Origin of the sequence: Pseudomonas oryzihabitans (genome assembly GCF_014522265.1) — a bacterium.
Taxonomy (GTDB): Bacteria; Pseudomonadota; Gammaproteobacteria; order Pseudomonadales; family Pseudomonadaceae; genus Chryseomonas; species Chryseomonas aestiva.
Window position 1 is genome coordinate 4406348 of record NZ_CP017024.1, and the last position, 15004, is coordinate 4421351.

Sequence of the window (15004 nt, forward strand, 5' to 3'; positions counted from 1 at the left end):
GCAGGTGTTCGTCAGATCCAGAGCGACAACAATAGCGTACCTGCAAGGCCGGTGATGGAAACCAGCGTCTGCGGCACCGGCCAGACCCCCAGGGTCTGCTTGAGCTCCAGGCCGAAGGACGCGCGCACCTTGGTCACCCGCGCCATGCCCCACGGCAGGCTGCGGCCCTTGCCCAGTCCCAGCAAAGTACTGGCGATGCGGTCGGCGGCGCCGGATTCGGCCATCAGCGCACCAAGCCTGGAACCCGGCGCGATGATGATGCCGGCCTCGCCGAGGATGCCACCTTCCCCCTTGCTGAACCTCTTGGCCACGGTCTCGGCGGGTCGCCCAGCGATGAAGCTACCATTGAGGATGGACAGCAAGGTTGGCAGACGGGTGACGCCAATGAGCAGGACGACGACCAGAATGACGGCCACACAGCGGAAGATCAGGCAGGTGTCGCGGGTGATCCAGGCGAGCGCAGCAGCATCCGCAGGAGGCTCCTTGTAACTTCCCGTTTCAGGATTACCCTAACTGAAACGCCTCCCAAGGTACGACGCAAATCGAAATAAAGCCTGTCCCTTATTGCACTTAGCGTGCGAACCTCAGCCGTTTCCCACGATCCAAACTGCGGTCGGTCGTGACCGAATCCCCTTCCCTTTTGCTCGCAGGCGGTTGGCATGAACGAAACCTCTACTCTCTGGCAGCAGACCCTCGCCCAGTTCCGCGACGGGACCGGCTCCACCCTGCCCACGCCGGGCAGTGGCGCGGCGGCCACCGTAGCGGCCTGCCTGGGTGTCGCGCTGATCCTCAAGGGCCTGAAGCTCAGCCAGCAGCGCCAGCCGGTGACCCGCCATGCCGACCTGATCGCCGTGGGCGAGCGCCTGCAGGAAGCGCTGAGCACCTGCGCCGATGCCGACGTCCAGGCATTCGCCAACTACCTCGAAGCCGATCGTCAGGCCAGCGGCGCCACCGCGGAGGGCGAACGCCGCCAGCAGGCGCTCAACCTGGCCGCGGCCAACGCCGTGCAGATCCCCATCGCCACCGCTCAGCTGTGCCTGGAAGCCCTGGATCTCGCCGTCATCGCCACGCCGCTCACCGTCGAACCGCTGCGCAGCGACACCCTGGCCGGCGGCCGCCTGGTGCATGGCGCCCTGGGTGCAGTGCTCACCACCGTGGACGCCGACCGCAACGGCCTGAAATCCGGCGATGCCCGCGAAGCCGCCCGGCAGATGCGCGACAAGCTCAGGCAACAGGCCGACCAGCGTCTCGCCCAGCTGAGCGCCACCCCCGTCCCGCCGGCCATGGGCTGACGGCCGGTGCTGGCCCGCCTGGGCTGGGTCCTGCGCGGATTCCAGCGACGCCTGTGGTTTCGCGCCACGCTGTTCTCGGTCGCCGGCGTGGCCACCGCCCTCCTCGCCCTGCTCCTGCGGGACCATATCCCGGCGACGTTGCCGGCCAAGGTCGGCGCCGATGCCGTCGACAAGATCCTCACCATCATCGCCAGCAGCATGCTGGCGGTGACCACCTTTTCGCTGAGCACCATGGTGACGGCCTACAACGCCGCCGCCAGTAGCGTGACGCCCCGTGCCTATCCGCTGCTGCTGGAAGACAGCACCACGCAGAACGCCCTGGCCACCTTTCTCGGCTCCTTCCTGTTCAGCCTGGTCGGCATCATCGCCTTGAGCACCGGCCTCTACGGCGACAACGGCCGGGTGGTGCTCTTTGCCGTGACCCTGGTGGTGATCCTGCTGATCGTCTTCACCCTGCTGCGCTGGATCGACCATCTGTCGCGACTGGGCCAACTGGATGCCACCAGCGACAGCATCGAAGACGCCGCCACACACAGTCTACAGCGCTGGCTGACCCACCCCTACCTGGGCGGGGTGGCGGCGCCCGTCGATGAGCCCGCCAGTGGCCGCCCGGTCATGGCCGACCGCACCGGTTATCTGCAACGGGTGGACATGCCGCTGCTGGCGGACCTCTGCGGCGACCAGGGTCGCCTGCGCCTGGCCGCCCTGCCCGGGGCCTTCCTCGATCCGGCGCAGCCGTTGCTCTGGGTCGAGGGCTTGCCTGCGGAAAAGGACGAGCGCCTGCGCGCCGCCTTCACCCTGGATGCCCGCCGGGTACACGACCAGGATCCGCGCTTCGGCCTGACGGTACTGGGCGAGATCGCCACCGGGGCACTGGTGCCCTCCCGCAGCGACTCGGGTACCGCCATCGCCATCCTCGGTCGCGCGCAACGCCTGCTGACCGCCCTCACCGAAAGACGCGAGCCGGTCGAGCCCCGCTATCCGCGGATCGAAGTGCCGGACCTGTCGCTGGACGATCTGTTCGACGACTTCTTCCTGCCGGTGGGGCGCGATGCGGCGCCGCTGGTGGAAGTGGGCATGCGCCTGCAGAAAGCCCTCGCGCGCCTGGCGGTCCAGGGTGATGCGCGGATCAGGCGCGAATGCCTGCGGCATTCACGCCTGGCATTGGCCCGGGCCGAGGCCACACTCGGGCAGGCCGAAGACCGCGTCATCCTCCAGCAACTGGCCGCGGACGTCGAACGCCTCTGCACAGCGCGCTAGCAGTACATGGCTAGCGCGACCAAGCCGGATCGGTGGTGAAGGCGATGGTCAGCCAGCGGTCCGGCCCCTCGCCGCCGATGGCCTCGCCGATCTGGTCACGGATGGCGTCCCATTCGTCCAGGGTCTTGGCCGGCCACCCCAGGGGCACGATGAAGTACAGCTCGATCTGCCGCGCCCGTCCGACCTTGGCCACATAGGCGCGATAGTCGAGAAAGCCGAAGCGCGTGACCATGCCCCGGGCGACTTCATCGACCTGCTGCTTGAGCGCCGGCGGGGTCACCATGAGGATCTCGCTGAAGGCCTGCCAGACCAGCTTCAGCGGTATCGGAATGATCAGCACGCAGATGATCGACAGCACCAGGGGATCGATGTAGGGCGTGATCCAGGCATAGGCCGTCCCTGGGCCAGGGCGCCGACCAGGAAGGCCACCACCAGGGCGGCCGAGATGCTGCCCGACATGATCCAGCTCTTGATGTCGAGCCTGAGGAAGTCCGACTGGATGTCGCGGTTCAGCCGGTGCACGAGGGCGGCGAAACCGAAGCAGCTCAGGGCCGCGACCAGCGCATAGAGCAGCGCCATGCCGAACGCCAGGGCCTTGCCGCCACTCATCAGGCTGATGATCGAGTTGACCAGCGCATAACAGGCCACGATGCACAGCACGCTGCCGTTCAGGGCCAGGACCATGGGTTCGAGGTGCCAGAAACCCATGTTGAAGCGCTCGGCCAGCCGCCGATCGCCCTCCGGTTCCTGCGCATGCCGGTGGATCAGCATGGCCACCAGCAGCGCCACGCCGCTCATGAAGGCGTCGGTCAGTGAATAGAAGCCGTCGAAGACGATGGCATAGGAGCCGGACAGCACTCCGAAGGCGATACCCACGACCGCCAGCAGCACCGTGACGGCAATGGAAAAGCGCAGCACCGTGCGCTCGTTGCTCAGGCGTTTCAACATGCTCGACTCCGGTTGCCGATCGCCGCCAGGCATGGCGAAGAGGTTCAATTCAGGCCAAGGATAGAGGTCGCCAGGCCAACCTGCATGGGCGATCCGGCAAGGCCTCCATGCGAGGGCGCAATCAGAAGCCGGCAGGCTTCGGGTGTACACTGCACCGGTGCTTTTTTTCTCCCGGGAGCTCTGGCAGCCGCCGCCCCCGGACCGCGGAATCCTCAACGGCGACCCACCATGATCGAAGTTACCGAACGCTCCATCGCCGAGTTGCGTCGCGCACTCGAAACCGGCCAGACCACTGCGGTGCAACTGGTCGAGGCCTACCTGGCCCGGATCGACGCCTACGACCCGCCCGCCAGCGCCACGGCGCTCAACGCCGTGGTGGTGCGCAACCCCGAGGCCCTGGCCGAAGCCGCCGCGTCCGACCGTCGCCGCGCCCGCGGCGAGACCCTGGGACCGCTGGACGGCATCCCCTACACCGCCAAGGACAGCTACCTGGTCAAGGGCCTCACTGCCGCCTCCGGCAGTCCGGCCTTCAAGGACCTGGTCGCCCAGCGCGACGCCTTCACCGTCGAACGGCTGCGCGCCGCCGGCGCCATCTGCCTGGGCAAGACCAACATGCCGCCCATGGCCAACGGCGGCATGCAGCGCGGCGTCTATGGCCGCGCGGAAAGTCCTTACAACGCCGGCTACCTGACCGCACCCTTCGCCTCCGGCTCCTCCAATGGCGCCGGCACCGCCACCGCGGCCAGCTTCGCCGCCTTCGGCCTGGCCGAGGAGACCTGGTCCAGCGGGCGCGGCCCCGCGTCCAACAACGGCCTGTGCGCCTACACCCCCTCGCGCGGGGTCATCTCGGTGCGTGGCAACTGGCCGCTGACACCGACCATGGACGTGGTGGTGCCCTATGCCCGCACCATGGCCGATCTGCTGGAGGTGCTCGACGTGGTGGTGGCGGACGATCCCGACACCTCCGGCGACCTCTGGCGCCTGCAACCCTGGGTGCCGCTGCCGCCGGCCTCGGCGGTACGCCCGGCGTCCTATCCGGCCCTGGCGGCCGGTCCCAATGCCCTGGCCGGCAAGCGCCTGGGCGTGCCGCGCATGTTCATCAACCAGGACCCGGACGCCGGCACCAGCGAGCATCCCGGCATCGGCGGTCCCACCGGTCAGCGCATCCAGACCCGCGACTCGGTCATTGCCCTCTGGGAACAGGCCCGCGCGGCGCTGGAAGCCGCCGGCGCCAGCGTGATCGAGGTGGACTTCCCGCTGGTCTCCAATTGCGAAGGCGACCGCCCCGGCGCGCCCACGGTGTTCAACCGCGGGATCGTCCCCAGCGAGTTTCTCCATGACGAACTCTGGGACCTGTCCGCCTGGGGCTTCGACACCTTCCTGCGCGACAACAACGATCCCAGGCTCAATCGCCTGGTGGACGTCGAAGGCGAGCTGATCTTTCCCCACGAGCCCGGCACCCTGCCCAATCGGGAAGGCGACCTGGCCGCCGGCATGGCCGAATACGTGCGCATGGCCGAACGGGGCCTCAAGACCCTGGAGCAGATCACCAGCCTCCCCGACGGCCTGCGCGGCCTGGAACGGACACGCCAGCTGGACCTGGAAGACTGGCTGCAGGCCCAGGGCCTGGACGCCGTACTCTTTCCCACCGTGGCCGACGTGGCGCCGGCGGATGCCGAGATCAATCCGGCCTCGGCCGACATCGCCTGGAGCAATGGCGTCTGGGTCGCCAACGGCAACCTCGCCATCCGCCACCTGGGCGTACCGACCGTGACCGTGCCGATGGGCGTGATGGCCGACATCGGCATGCCGGTGGGCCTGACCTTCGCCGGTCGCGCCTATGACGACACCAATCTGCTCCGCCTGGCCGCCGCCTACGAGGCAACCGGCTCCAAGCGTCAAATACCACCGCGGACGCCACCGCTGGTGGGGTGAGCGGAGATGGCGTGGACGCTGACCGCCCGGCTTCATCCGGGGGCCGGAACCGGCTCGTGACCTCTGGCGTCTAGGCGCGCTAACCGGAGTGTCCAGTCGCGCGCCGGTTATGCGGCCGCCGCCAGCGGCCTAAGGTGGGTTTCGGGCGGGTGCCGTTTTGGCAGCGCCGCTGCCTACCTCATCCCGTCCTTTGCGAGCGTACCGCCATGAATCCAGCCAAGCGTCTTGCCAGCAGCCTGCTGCTGTCGCTCACCGTCCTGAGTGGTCCCTGGAGCGGTGTCGCAGCCGCCGAAGCCACCCCTGAACGCAACCAGCGCCTGGTCGAGCGGGCCTTCGCGAACTGGAGCGCGGGCCGTGGCAGTCTCTTCGACGACCTGCTCTCACCCACGGTGGTCTGGACCATCCAGGGCAGCGGGCCGGCGGCGGGCACCTACCACGGTCGCGAGGACCTTCTGCGGCGCGCCGTACGCCCCTTCGCGCAGCGCCTGGCCACGCCCATCGTGCCTCGGGTCCAGGGTATCTGGGCGAGCGAAGACCAGGTCGTGGTGCGCTGGAAGGGCACGGCCACGGCGCGCGATGGCGCGCCCTATCGCAACGAATACGTCTGGATCTTCAAGATGGCCGAGGAACGGGCGACCCAGGTCGAGGCCTTTCTCGATCTCGTCCCCTATCAGGACGTCATCGACCGCATCGCGCTGGCAGACCTCTCGCCCGCCACGCCCACCGGTGAACGACAGGCCCCCTGATGCCACCCTGTGCGATCACGGCGCAAGACGCCTGGCTCAGGCGACGCCTCGGCCAGGCGGCCGCTGGCCGTCCCACAGCGTCATCGCCATTGCGATGGCGCCCTCGATGACCGGCAATGCCACGCCATCCCGCGCCATGGGTGAGATGCCCAGCAGAAAGCCTTCGAACAGCGTCGCCAGGGCATGAGCGTCGGTGCCTTGCGCAAGGTCGCCGCGGGCGATGCCGCGCCCGACGCAGGCCAGCAGACCGGCGCGGATCCGGGCGCGGGCCTCGCGCAGGGGCAGCGGCAGGCTGGAGTCTTCATCCGCATAGGAGCCCAGGGTGCCGAGCGCCACCAGGCAACCCTTGGGCAGGCGCTCATCGCATTGCATCCGCGCGGAGCGCGACAGGGCCGCGGCGATCGCCTCTCGCGGGGCCAGGGTCTCGTCGAACAGCGGATCGTTCACCCGGCCATGGGTTTCCATGTAGCGGGCGACCACCTCCTTGAACAGCGCCTCCTTCGAACCGAAGGCCGCATAGAAGCTGGGCGCGGTGATACCGCCGCCGATTGCCGCCTTGAGCCGACTCAGGGAGGTCGCCTCATAGCCATAGCGCCAGAACAGCAGCAGCGCGTCATCGATTGCCTGGGTCCGGTCGAAGGACCGCGGACGCCCTAGCTGAGCCACAGCCATACTCCTCGTCAGATTCGATTTTTATACTAGACGATACAGAATTAATTGACCAGCCAGAGCATCTGCTGCTTAGATATGTACCGATCGATACATATCTAAGGAGCCTACCCGTGACCGCGACCTCCGATCCTGAACGCCTGCCAGTCGCCGCGCTGCTGGCGCTGGCCATGACCGGTTTCATCTGCATCATGACCGAGACCCTGCCCGCCGGCCTGCTCCCCGAGATCGCCCAGGGGCTCCAGGTTTCCCCTGCCCTGGCCGGGCAGACGGTGACCGCCTATGCCGCCGGCTCGCTGACCGCCGCCATCCCCCTCACCCTGGCAACGGCGCGCTGGCGCCGCCGTCGGGTGCTGCTGGCGACCATCCTGGGCTTTCTGCTGTTCAACACCCTCACCGCCCTCTCCTCCAGCTATGCGCTGACCCTGGGCGCCCGCTTCGCCGCCGGAGCCGCGGCCGGCCTGGCCTGGAGTCTGCTGGCCGGCTATGCCCGGCGTCTGGTAGTGCCGCGCCTGCAAGGCCGGGCGATGGCCATCGCCATGATCGGCACACCGGTCGCCCTGTCCCTGGGCGTGCCCCTGGGGACCTGGCTCGGTGGTCTGCTGGGCTGGCGGCTGGCCTTCGCCTGCATGTCCGCCCTCACCCTGGGCCTGATCGTCTGGGTCCTGGCCAAGGTGCCCGACTATCCGGGGCAGACCGAAGGCCAGCGCCTGCCACTGCGCGAGGTGTTCGCCACGCCCGGCATTCGCGCCATCCTCGGCGTGGTCTTTACCTGGATGCTGGCCCACAACCTGCTCTACACCTATATCGCGCCCTTCGTCGCCCAGGCCGGCCTGGGCGATCAGGTCGACCGGGTGCTGCTGAGCTTCGGGGCGGCGTCGTTGCTGGGGATCTGGATCACCGGGCGGCTCGTCGACCACAGCCTGCGGCGGGCCGTGCTGGTGAGTCTTGCCGGCTTCGCCGCGATCGCGCTGCTGCTGGGGCTCAATCGTGACTCGTCGCTGCTGCAGTACCTGGGCGTCTTCGGTTGGGGCCTGACCTTTGGCGGCGCGGCCACCCTGCTGCAGACCGCCCTGGCGGATACCGCCGGGAGTGGTGCCGATGCGGCCCTGGCGATGAACGTGGTGACCTGGAACAGTGCCATCGCCGGGGGCGGCATCCTCGGCGGGCTGTTGCTGGACGGCATCGGCCCCCAGGCCCTGAGCTGGGCCGTGGTGGCGCTGGCCCTGGGCGCCCTGGCCATCGCCACCCGTGCCCGACGCCACGGCTTTCCCGCCGGCACCCGAGCGAGCGGTTCAGCGGTTATGGGTCACTGAGCCTGGGGGCGGGTGCCCTGCCCGCTCCCATTCAGCCCTGGTGCGGGACCGCCTCCAGTGTCACGCCCTGGAAGAACGCCGGCGCACGCCAGCGGGCGAACAGCATCAGCGCCAGACCCAGCCCCAGGATCACCACGGCGATGATGAACACCAGGCCGATGCCGCCGAGGTGGGAGCCGCTGCCGAAGTCCGGCGACAGGCTGGCGAGGGCGGTCTGCCAGAAGATCACCGAAAGGATGAGGGCGCCGAGCAGCGGACAGAGGCCGCGCAGCAGTGCATGGCGCAGGCTGGCGAACAGGCTGCGGCGGAAATACCAGACGCAGGCGTAGGCGGTCAGCGAGTAGTAGAAGCAGATCATCATGCCCAGGGCGGTGATGGTGTCGGCCAGGACGTTGTCGCTGAGGATGCGCATGACCACATAGAAGCCGCCGGTGGCGATGCCGGCGGCAACGGTGGCATAGCGCGGCGTGCGCGATCTCGGGCAGATGTGGGCGAAGCGCCGCGACACCGCGCCGTAGTACCCCATCGCCAGCAGGGTGCGGGCCGGGGAGATGAAGGTGGACTGCAGCGAGGCGGCGGTACTGGCCAGCACCGCGATGGACATCAGGATCGCCAGCGGCCCCATCACCGGTCCGGCCAGGTGGGCGAAGACGTTCTCCTGGATCTCCGGATTGCCCAGGCCCAGGCCGGCTTCGCTGATGCCGGCGAATTGCAGGGTCGCCGCGGCGGTGAAGAGGTACAGCAGCAGGATCAAGAGCACCGTGACCGTGGCCGCCCGCCCTGGCACCTTCTGGCTGCCCACCGACTCTTCGCTCACCGTGAGGCAGACATCCCAGCCCCAGAAGATGAAGATCGACAGCGACAGCCCCGCGGCGAAGGCGGAAAAGGATTCGACGTTGAAGGGATTGAACCATTCCGGGTGGAAGACCACCGGCGCCGCCGCGGGCGCGGCGCTGAAGGCCGCCAGGGAAAAGCCGATCAGCACCAGCAGCTGCAGGGCGACCAGACCGTACTGGACACTCATGGTCATGCCGATGCCGCGACAGCTGATCCAGACCGCGATGGCGATGAACACGCAGCAGGTGACGATGTTCACCAGCAGGTGCTGCGACAGCGTGGCCAACTCCGCCCGCCCGCTGAGCTGGGCGAGGAACAGGTAGAAGAAGTCCACCGCCACGCCAGCGAGGTTGGAGAGGACGATGGTGGTGGCCGTCACCAGCCCCCAGCCACCGATCCAGCCGATCATGGGTCCGAAGGCGCGGGTGGACCAGGTAAAGGAGGTGCCGCTGTCCGGATCGACGGCGTTCAGCTCGCGATACCCCAGGGCCACCAGCAGCATCGGCAGGAAACCGACGATGAAGACGGCGGGCAGATAGACGCCCACCTCGCGCACGGTGGGCCCCAGGGCACCGGTCAGGGTGTAGACGGGGGCAATGGTGGAAATGCCCAGCACCACGCAGGCGAGCAAACCCAGGGAGCCGGCAGCCAGGCCCTTGGCGGACGGATCGGCCAGGGCTGCCGGCCCGGCGGTATCCGAGCCGCCGGCCGGCGTGCCCTTGCGCTGTTCAGTCATAGGTCTCTGCCCTGCGGTTGGAATTGTTATTCAGCGTCCGGCGTAGGCGGCAAGGTGCCTAGCGCGCGGCGGCATGGCGCTGGCAGGCGTCGCGAAAGGCGTCCAACAGCGCCAGGGATTCGGGGTTGTCGCGGAAATTCCACTCGGGATGCCACTGCACGCCGACGACGAAGCCCGGGGCGTCGGCCAGGGAGACCCCTTCCACCAGGCCATCCGGCGCCTGGGCCTCGATGCGCAGCCCGGGCGCCAGGCGCGCGATACCCTGGCTGTGCAGCGAATTCACCTGGAAGCTGGCCGGCAGGCCGAGGCGTTCGAACACCCCGCCGGGCGGCACCGCGACCGGATGGGTGGGCGCGTACTGCTCGGCGAGCAGCTCGCTCTGGGGCTCGCGATGGTCGTCATGCCCGGGCAGGTCCTGCACCCGCTGGTGCAGGCTGCCGCCGAGGGCCACGTTCAGCTCCTGGAAGCCGCGGCAGATGCAGAACACCGGGATGCCGCGGTCGATGGCCAGGCGCAGCAGCGGCAGGGTGTAGGCGTCGCGGGCGGCATCGTGCTGGGTGCCGGCGAGACTCGCCGGCCCCTGGTAGTGATGGGGCTCGACGTTGGAAGGCGAGCCGGTGAACAGCAGGCCGTCCAGGTGCGCCAGCAGCGCCTGCGGGTCGCTCGGCACGCTGCGCGCCGGCAGCACCACCGGCACACCGGCATGACCCGCCGCCTCGACGTACTTGTCGCCAACGGTATGGGAATCGTATTTGCCGAGCGTCTGCCGGCACGCCGTCACGCCGATCAGGGGCATAGGGGACATGGCTTATCTCCAGAGAACCCGCCGGTACGCGGCGGGCGGACAGGGTCAGATACCGAGGCGATCGCGCAGCTGGTAGTAGGTCGCGCCCAGTGCGGTGAAGGGCACGCGCAGGAGCTGCCCGCCCGGGAAGGGATAGTGCGGCAGGCCGGCGAAGGCATCGAAGCGCTCGGCCTGGCCGCGCAGGGCCTCGGCCAGCACCTTGCCCGCCAGGTGGGTATAGGTGACGCCGTGACCGCTGCAGCCCTGGGAGTAGTAGATGTTGTCGCCGAGGCGGCCCACCTGGGGCAGGCGCGACAGCGTCAGCAGGAAGTTGCCGGTCCAGGTGAAGTCGATCTTCACGCCCTTGAGCTGCGGGAAGGTCTGCAGCATCTTCGGCCGGATGATCGCCTCGATGTCCGCCGGATCCCGCGCGCCATAGACCACGCCACCGCCGTAGATCAGCCGGCGATCGGCGCTGAGGCGGAAGTAGTCGAGCAGGTAGTTGCAGTCCTCCACGCAATAGTCCTGGGGCAGCAGGCTGCGCGCCATGTCCTCGGACAGCGGCTCGGTGGTGAGCACCTGGGTGCCGCAGGGCATGGACTTGGCGGCCAGCTCCGGCACCAGCCCGCCTAGGTAGGCGTTGCCGGCCACCACCACGAAGCGTGCCTTCACCTGGCCATTGGCGGTATGCACCACCGGATTGGCGCCACGGTCGATACGGACGGCCGCGCTCTGCTCGTAAATCTTGCCGCCCAGGGACGCCACGGCCGCCGCCTCGCCCAGGGCCAGGTTGAGCGGATGGATATGGCCGCCGCTCATGTCCAGCAAGCCGCCCAGATAGCGATCGGTTCCGACCACCTTGCCGATGGCGGCCTTGTCGAGCAGTTGCAACTGGGTATGGCCGTAGCGCTCCCAGAGCTTCTGCTGGGCTTCCAGGTGACCGAGCTGCTTGCCGGTCAGGGCGGCGAAGACGCCGCCGTCCTTGAGATCGCACTGGATGTCGTAGCGGGCGATGCGCTCGCGAATGATGCGCCCGCCTTCGAAGGCCATCTCGCCCAGCAGTTGCGCCTGCCTGGGCGGCAACTGGCGTTCGATGGTATCGATGTCGCGGCTGTAGCTGTTGACGATCTGGCCACCATTGCGCCCGGAGGCGCCGAAGCCGACCCGCGCCGCTTCCAGCACCGTCACGCTGAAGCCGTGCTCCAGCAGGAACAGCGCGGTGGAAAGCCCGGTGTAACCGGCGCCGATGACGCAGACGTCGCTGTCGACACTGTCTTGCAGCGCCGGGTATTCGGTGTGGAGGTTGCGCGAAGCCGCGTAGTAACTGTCGACGTGTTGTTGCATGGTGAGAGTCCTCTGCCTGCGGCTCCGGCGCGAACGCCCGGGCCGCCGCGCCTGTTCAGAGCTTGATCCAGGTCGCCTTGAGTTCGGTGTATTTGTCGAAGGCGTGCAGCGACTTGTCGCGTCCGTTGCCGGATTGCTTGAAGCCACCGAAGGGCGCCGTCATGTCGCCGCCATCATACTGGTTGACCCAGACACTGCCCGCACGCAAGGCGCGGGCCACGCGATGGGCGCGGGAAAGGTCACGGGTCCAGACGGCGGCGGCCAGCCCATAGGGGGTGTCGTTGGCAATGCGCACGGCCTCTTCTTCGTCATCGAAGTCGATCACCGCGAGCACCGGGCCGAAGATCTCTTCCCGGGCGATGCGCATGGCATTGTCCACCCCGTCGAAGATGGTCGGGGTCACGTAGCTGCCGCCGGTTTCGCTCAGGGCCCGCGCGCCGCCGCTCACCAGTCGCGCACCCTCGGCGCGGCCGGCTTCGATGAAGCCCAGCACGGTGCGCAGATGGCCCTCGTCCACCAGGGCGCCGACGCGGGTGTCGGGATTCAGGGCATGACCCGGCGCCCACGCCTGCAGCGCCTCCGCCACCAGTGCCAGGAAGCGCGCCTTAATCGAGCGCTCGACCAGCAGCCGCGACCCGGCGATGCACACCTCGCCCTGATTGAAGGCGATGGCTGCCGCGGCCGCTTCGGCCGCTGCCCTCAGGTCCGGGGCGTCGGCAAAGACGATGTTGGGACTCTTGCCGCCCGCCTCCAGCCAGACGCGCTTCATGTTCGACTCGCCGGCATAGACCAGCAGCTGCTTGGCGATGCGGGTGGAACCGGTAAAGACCAGGGTGTCGACGTCCGGATGCAGCGCCAGCGCCTGGCCGACGGTGTGACCGTAGCCGGGCAGCACGTTGAACACCCCCGCCGGGATGCCGGCCTCCAGCGCCAGGGCGGCGATACGGATGGCGGTCAGCGGCGATTTCTCGGACGGCTTGAGGATCACCGAATTGCCGGTGGCCAGCGCCGGCCCGAGCTTCCAGCAAGCCATCATCAGGGGGAAATTCCAGGGCACGATGGCCGCGACCACGCCTACCGGTTCGCGGGTCACCAGGCCCAGCTGGTCGCGCGGGGTGGGCGCCACCTCGTCATAGACCTTGTCAATGGCCTCGGCGCTCCAGCGCAGGGCGTTGGCTGCCGCCGGCACGTCGATGGCAAGCGAGTCGCTGATCGGCTTGCCCATGTCGAGGGTTTCCAGCAGGGCCAGCTCCTCGGCATGGGCCAGCAGTAGCTCGGCGAAGGCGATCAGCACCCGCTTGCGCTGCGCCGGCGCCTGATGTGCCCAGTCGCCCCGGGCGAAACTCGCCCGGGCGGCTCGTACGGCCAGTTCGGCATCCTCGGCCATGCAACTGGCCACCCGCGCCAGGTGGCGACCATCCACCGGACTCAGGTCGTCGAAGGTCGCACCGCCCAGGGCGGCCTGGTAGCGGCCGTCAATGAAGGCACGGGCTTCGACGGTCAATGCCTGGGTGCGTTGCTCCCAGTCCTGTTGCGTCAGCACGGTCATGATCACGCCTCCTAGACGGTATGCAGATACCAGTTGTATTCGAGATCGGAGATGGTGGTCTCGAACTCCTCCAGCTCGGCCTCCTTGCAGGCGACGAAGATGTCGATGTACTCGGGGCTGATGTACTGATTCATCACCGCGCTGTCGTCCAGCCGGCGCAAGGCATCGCGCAGGTTGTTCGGCAGGCTCTGTTCGAGCTGTTCGTAGGAGTTGCCGCTGACCGGAGCGCAGGGCTCCAGGCCCTGGGTCATGCCGTGATGAATGCCGGCGAGGATCGAGGCCATCATCAGATAGGGATTGGCATCGGCCCCGGCGACGCGGTGTTCGATGCGGATCGCCTCGCTACTGCCAGTGGGCACACGCACCGCCACGGTACGGTTGTCCAGGCCCCAGCTCGGGGCGTTGGGCACATAGAACTGGGCACCGAAGCGGCGGTAGGAATTGACGTTCGGACAGAGGAAGGCCATCGACGCCGGCAGGGTTTCCAGGATGCCGGCGATGGCATGGCGCAGCGGCGCATGGTGCTCGGGATCATCGGTGGCGAAAATATTCTGCCCGGTCTGCTTGTCCAGCAGCGAGATGTGTACGTGCAGACCGTTGCCGGCCTGACCGGGATAGGGCTTGGCCATGAAGGTGGAATCCATCTCATGGTCGTAGGCGATGTTCTTGATCAGCCGCTTCAGCAGCACCGCATGGTCGCAGGCCTTGATGGCGTCTTCGACGTGATGCAGGTTGACCTCGAATTGTGCCGGCGCGGATTCCTTGACGATGGCATCGGCCGGCAGCCCCTGCTCCTTGGCGCCTTCGAGCATGTCCTGCAGGCAATCCACATACTCGTCCAGGTCATCGATCAGATAGACCTGGGTGGAGACCGGTCGCTTGCCGGAGATCGGCGAGCGCGGCGGCTGCGGCCGGCCGTTCACGTTCTCCTGGTCGATCAGGTAGAACTCCAGTTCGAAGGCGGCGCAGATGGTCAGGCCCAGGTCGTCGAACTTCTTCACCACCCGCCGCAGCACCTCGCGCGGATCGGCGAAGAACGGCGAGCCGTCCTGCTCGTGCATGGTCATCAGCAGTTGCGCGGTCGGGCGCTTCTGCCAGGGCTCGTAGCTCAGGGTGCCGGGGATAGGAAAGCAGGTGCGATCGGCATCGCCGATGTGCAGGCCCAGGCCGGTGCTTTCCACCGTGGAGCCGTTGATGTCCAGGGCGAACAGCGAGGCCGGCAGATTGATGCCGCGCTCATAGACCTTGGAGAGACTGGCCCGCTCGACGCGCTTGCCCCGGATGACGCCGTTCATGTCGGTGATCAACAGATCGACGTACTGGATTTCCGGGTGCTCCTTGAGAAAGCCGTTGGCTTCGGTGAGCTGGACGACGCGGGGGGATATCGAATTCATGGGAGGCATCCTTGACGCTGGCCCGCTTGGTTGTGCTTGCTCGTGCGGGTCTGGCAGCGTGGCTGTGGGCGGTGGTTGCTGCAGGCGCCGACCCTCTTTGCCAAGGTCCGCCCTTCCACCTGATTGCCCTCGACGGGCTGGGCCAGTATAAATTGGCATGAGCGCAACCCATATCGGCGAATCGGCAAAGGAAG

The 15004-nt window shown here is 67.9% G+C and carries 12 protein-coding genes and 1 pseudogene; 5 read left to right on the forward strand and 8 right to left on the reverse strand.

Going from position 1 to position 15004, the window contains the following annotated elements; all coding sequences use genetic code 11:
* Nucleotides 1-11: 11 nt before the first annotated feature.
* Nucleotides 12-449: a GntT/GntP/DsdX family permease gene (locus BGI51_RS20415; protein WP_187981370.1), complete on the reverse strand. Its 438-nt coding sequence runs from the start codon at nt 447-449 to the stop codon at nt 12-14.
* Nucleotides 450-659: 210 nt separating this feature from the next.
* Between BGI51_RS20415 and BGI51_RS20420 the strand changes: the two genes are divergently transcribed.
* Together BGI51_RS20420 and BGI51_RS20425 are read left to right on the forward strand one after the other, a co-directional pair.
* Nucleotides 660-1292 carry a cyclodeaminase/cyclohydrolase family protein gene (locus BGI51_RS20420; protein ID WP_133860885.1) on the forward strand — a complete coding sequence of 211 codons (633 nt, stop codon included), beginning with the start codon at nt 660-662 and terminating at the stop codon, nt 1290-1292.
* Between the two features lie 6 nt (nt 1293-1298).
* Nucleotides 1299-2552, forward strand: coding sequence for a DUF2254 domain-containing protein (locus BGI51_RS20425; protein WP_133860886.1), 1254 nt, complete (start codon nt 1299-1301; stop codon nt 2550-2552).
* Between the two features lie 10 nt (nt 2553-2562).
* On the opposite strand, the pseudogene BGI51_RS20430 reads toward BGI51_RS20425, so the two are convergent.
* A pseudogene (locus BGI51_RS20430) lies at nt 2563-3500 on the reverse strand (cation diffusion facilitator family transporter).
* 228 nt (nt 3501-3728) lie between these two features.
* Here BGI51_RS20430 and BGI51_RS20435 point away from each other — a divergent pair.
* Nucleotides 3729-5435, forward strand: coding sequence for an amidase (locus BGI51_RS20435; protein ID WP_133860888.1), 1707 nt, complete (start codon nt 3729-3731; stop codon nt 5433-5435).
* Nucleotides 5436-5641: 206 nt separating this feature from the next.
* Nucleotides 5642-6181, forward strand: a complete 540-nt coding sequence (locus BGI51_RS20440; protein WP_187979534.1) for a nuclear transport factor 2 family protein — start codon at nt 5642-5644, stop codon at nt 6179-6181.
* A gap of 36 nt (nt 6182-6217) precedes the next feature.
* On the opposite strand, the gene BGI51_RS20445 is transcribed toward BGI51_RS20440, so the two are convergent.
* Nucleotides 6218-6847 (reverse strand): TetR/AcrR family transcriptional regulator, encoded by a 630-nt coding sequence (locus BGI51_RS20445; RefSeq protein WP_133860889.1) that lies wholly within the window; start codon nt 6845-6847, stop codon nt 6218-6220.
* Between the two features lie 173 nt (nt 6848-7020).
* Between BGI51_RS20445 and BGI51_RS20450 the strand changes: the two genes are divergently transcribed.
* Nucleotides 7021-8166 (forward strand): MFS transporter, encoded by a 1146-nt coding sequence (locus BGI51_RS20450; protein WP_187981371.1) that lies wholly within the window; start codon nt 7021-7023, stop codon nt 8164-8166.
* Nucleotides 8167-8197: 31 nt separating this feature from the next.
* Here BGI51_RS20450 and BGI51_RS20455 read toward each other — a convergent pair whose 3' ends face one another.
* Genes BGI51_RS20455 through BGI51_RS20475 form a run of 5 tightly spaced genes read right to left on the reverse strand, consistent with a single transcriptional unit; the run spans nt 8198 to nt 14810 of the window.
* On the reverse strand, nt 8198-9739 hold the full coding sequence (locus tag BGI51_RS20455; protein WP_187979535.1) for an APC family permease: 1542 nt from the start codon (nt 9737-9739) through the stop codon (nt 8198-8200).
* 58 nt (nt 9740-9797) lie between these two features.
* Entirely contained in the window at nt 9798-10544 is a 747-nt protein-coding gene (locus tag BGI51_RS20460; RefSeq protein WP_133860892.1) for a gamma-glutamyl-gamma-aminobutyrate hydrolase family protein, read from the reverse strand.
* Nucleotides 10545-10589: 45 nt separating this feature from the next.
* The gene (locus BGI51_RS20465) at nt 10590-11867 is read right to left on the reverse strand and encodes an NAD(P)/FAD-dependent oxidoreductase (RefSeq protein ID WP_187979536.1); all 1278 of its coding nucleotides are present in this window, start codon (nt 11865-11867) and stop codon (nt 10590-10592) included.
* Nucleotides 11868-11922: 55 nt separating this feature from the next.
* Nucleotides 11923-13416, reverse strand: coding sequence for an aldehyde dehydrogenase (locus tag BGI51_RS20470; protein WP_187979537.1), 1494 nt, complete (start codon nt 13414-13416; stop codon nt 11923-11925).
* An 11-nt stretch (nt 13417-13427) separates the two neighbouring features.
* Nucleotides 13428-14810, reverse strand: a complete 1383-nt coding sequence (locus BGI51_RS20475; RefSeq protein ID WP_187979538.1) for a glutamine synthetase family protein — start codon at nt 14808-14810, stop codon at nt 13428-13430.
* Nucleotides 14811-15004: the final 194 nt, after the last annotated feature.

Excerpts from the sequence above, each read along its gene's own strand:
- BGI51_RS20475 (WP_187979538.1), bottom strand. The coding sequence starts at position 14,810 with ATGAATTCGATATCCCCCCGCGTCGTCCAGCTCACCGAAGCCAACGGC.
- BGI51_RS20470 (WP_187979537.1), bottom strand. The coding sequence starts at position 13,416 with ATGACCGTGCTGACGCAACAGGACTGGGAGCAACGCACCCAGGCATTG.
- BGI51_RS20440 (WP_187979534.1), top strand. The coding sequence starts at position 5,642 with ATGAATCCAGCCAAGCGTCTTGCCAGCAGCCTGCTGCTGTCGCTCACC.
- BGI51_RS20435 (WP_133860888.1), top strand. The coding sequence starts at position 3,729 with ATGATCGAAGTTACCGAACGCTCCATCGCCGAGTTGCGTCGCGCACTC.
- BGI51_RS20460 (WP_133860892.1), bottom strand. The coding sequence starts at position 10,544 with ATGTCCCCTATGCCCCTGATCGGCGTGACGGCGTGCCGGCAGACGCTC.
- BGI51_RS20450 (WP_187981371.1), top strand. The coding sequence starts at position 7,021 with ATGACCGGTTTCATCTGCATCATGACCGAGACCCTGCCCGCCGGCCTG.
- BGI51_RS20420 (WP_133860885.1), top strand. The coding sequence starts at position 660 with ATGAACGAAACCTCTACTCTCTGGCAGCAGACCCTCGCCCAGTTCCGC.
- BGI51_RS20465 (WP_187979536.1), bottom strand. The coding sequence starts at position 11,867 with ATGCAACAACACGTCGACAGTTACTACGCGGCTTCGCGCAACCTCCAC.
- BGI51_RS20455 (WP_187979535.1), bottom strand. The coding sequence starts at position 9,739 with ATGACTGAACAGCGCAAGGGCACGCCGGCCGGCGGCTCGGATACCGCC.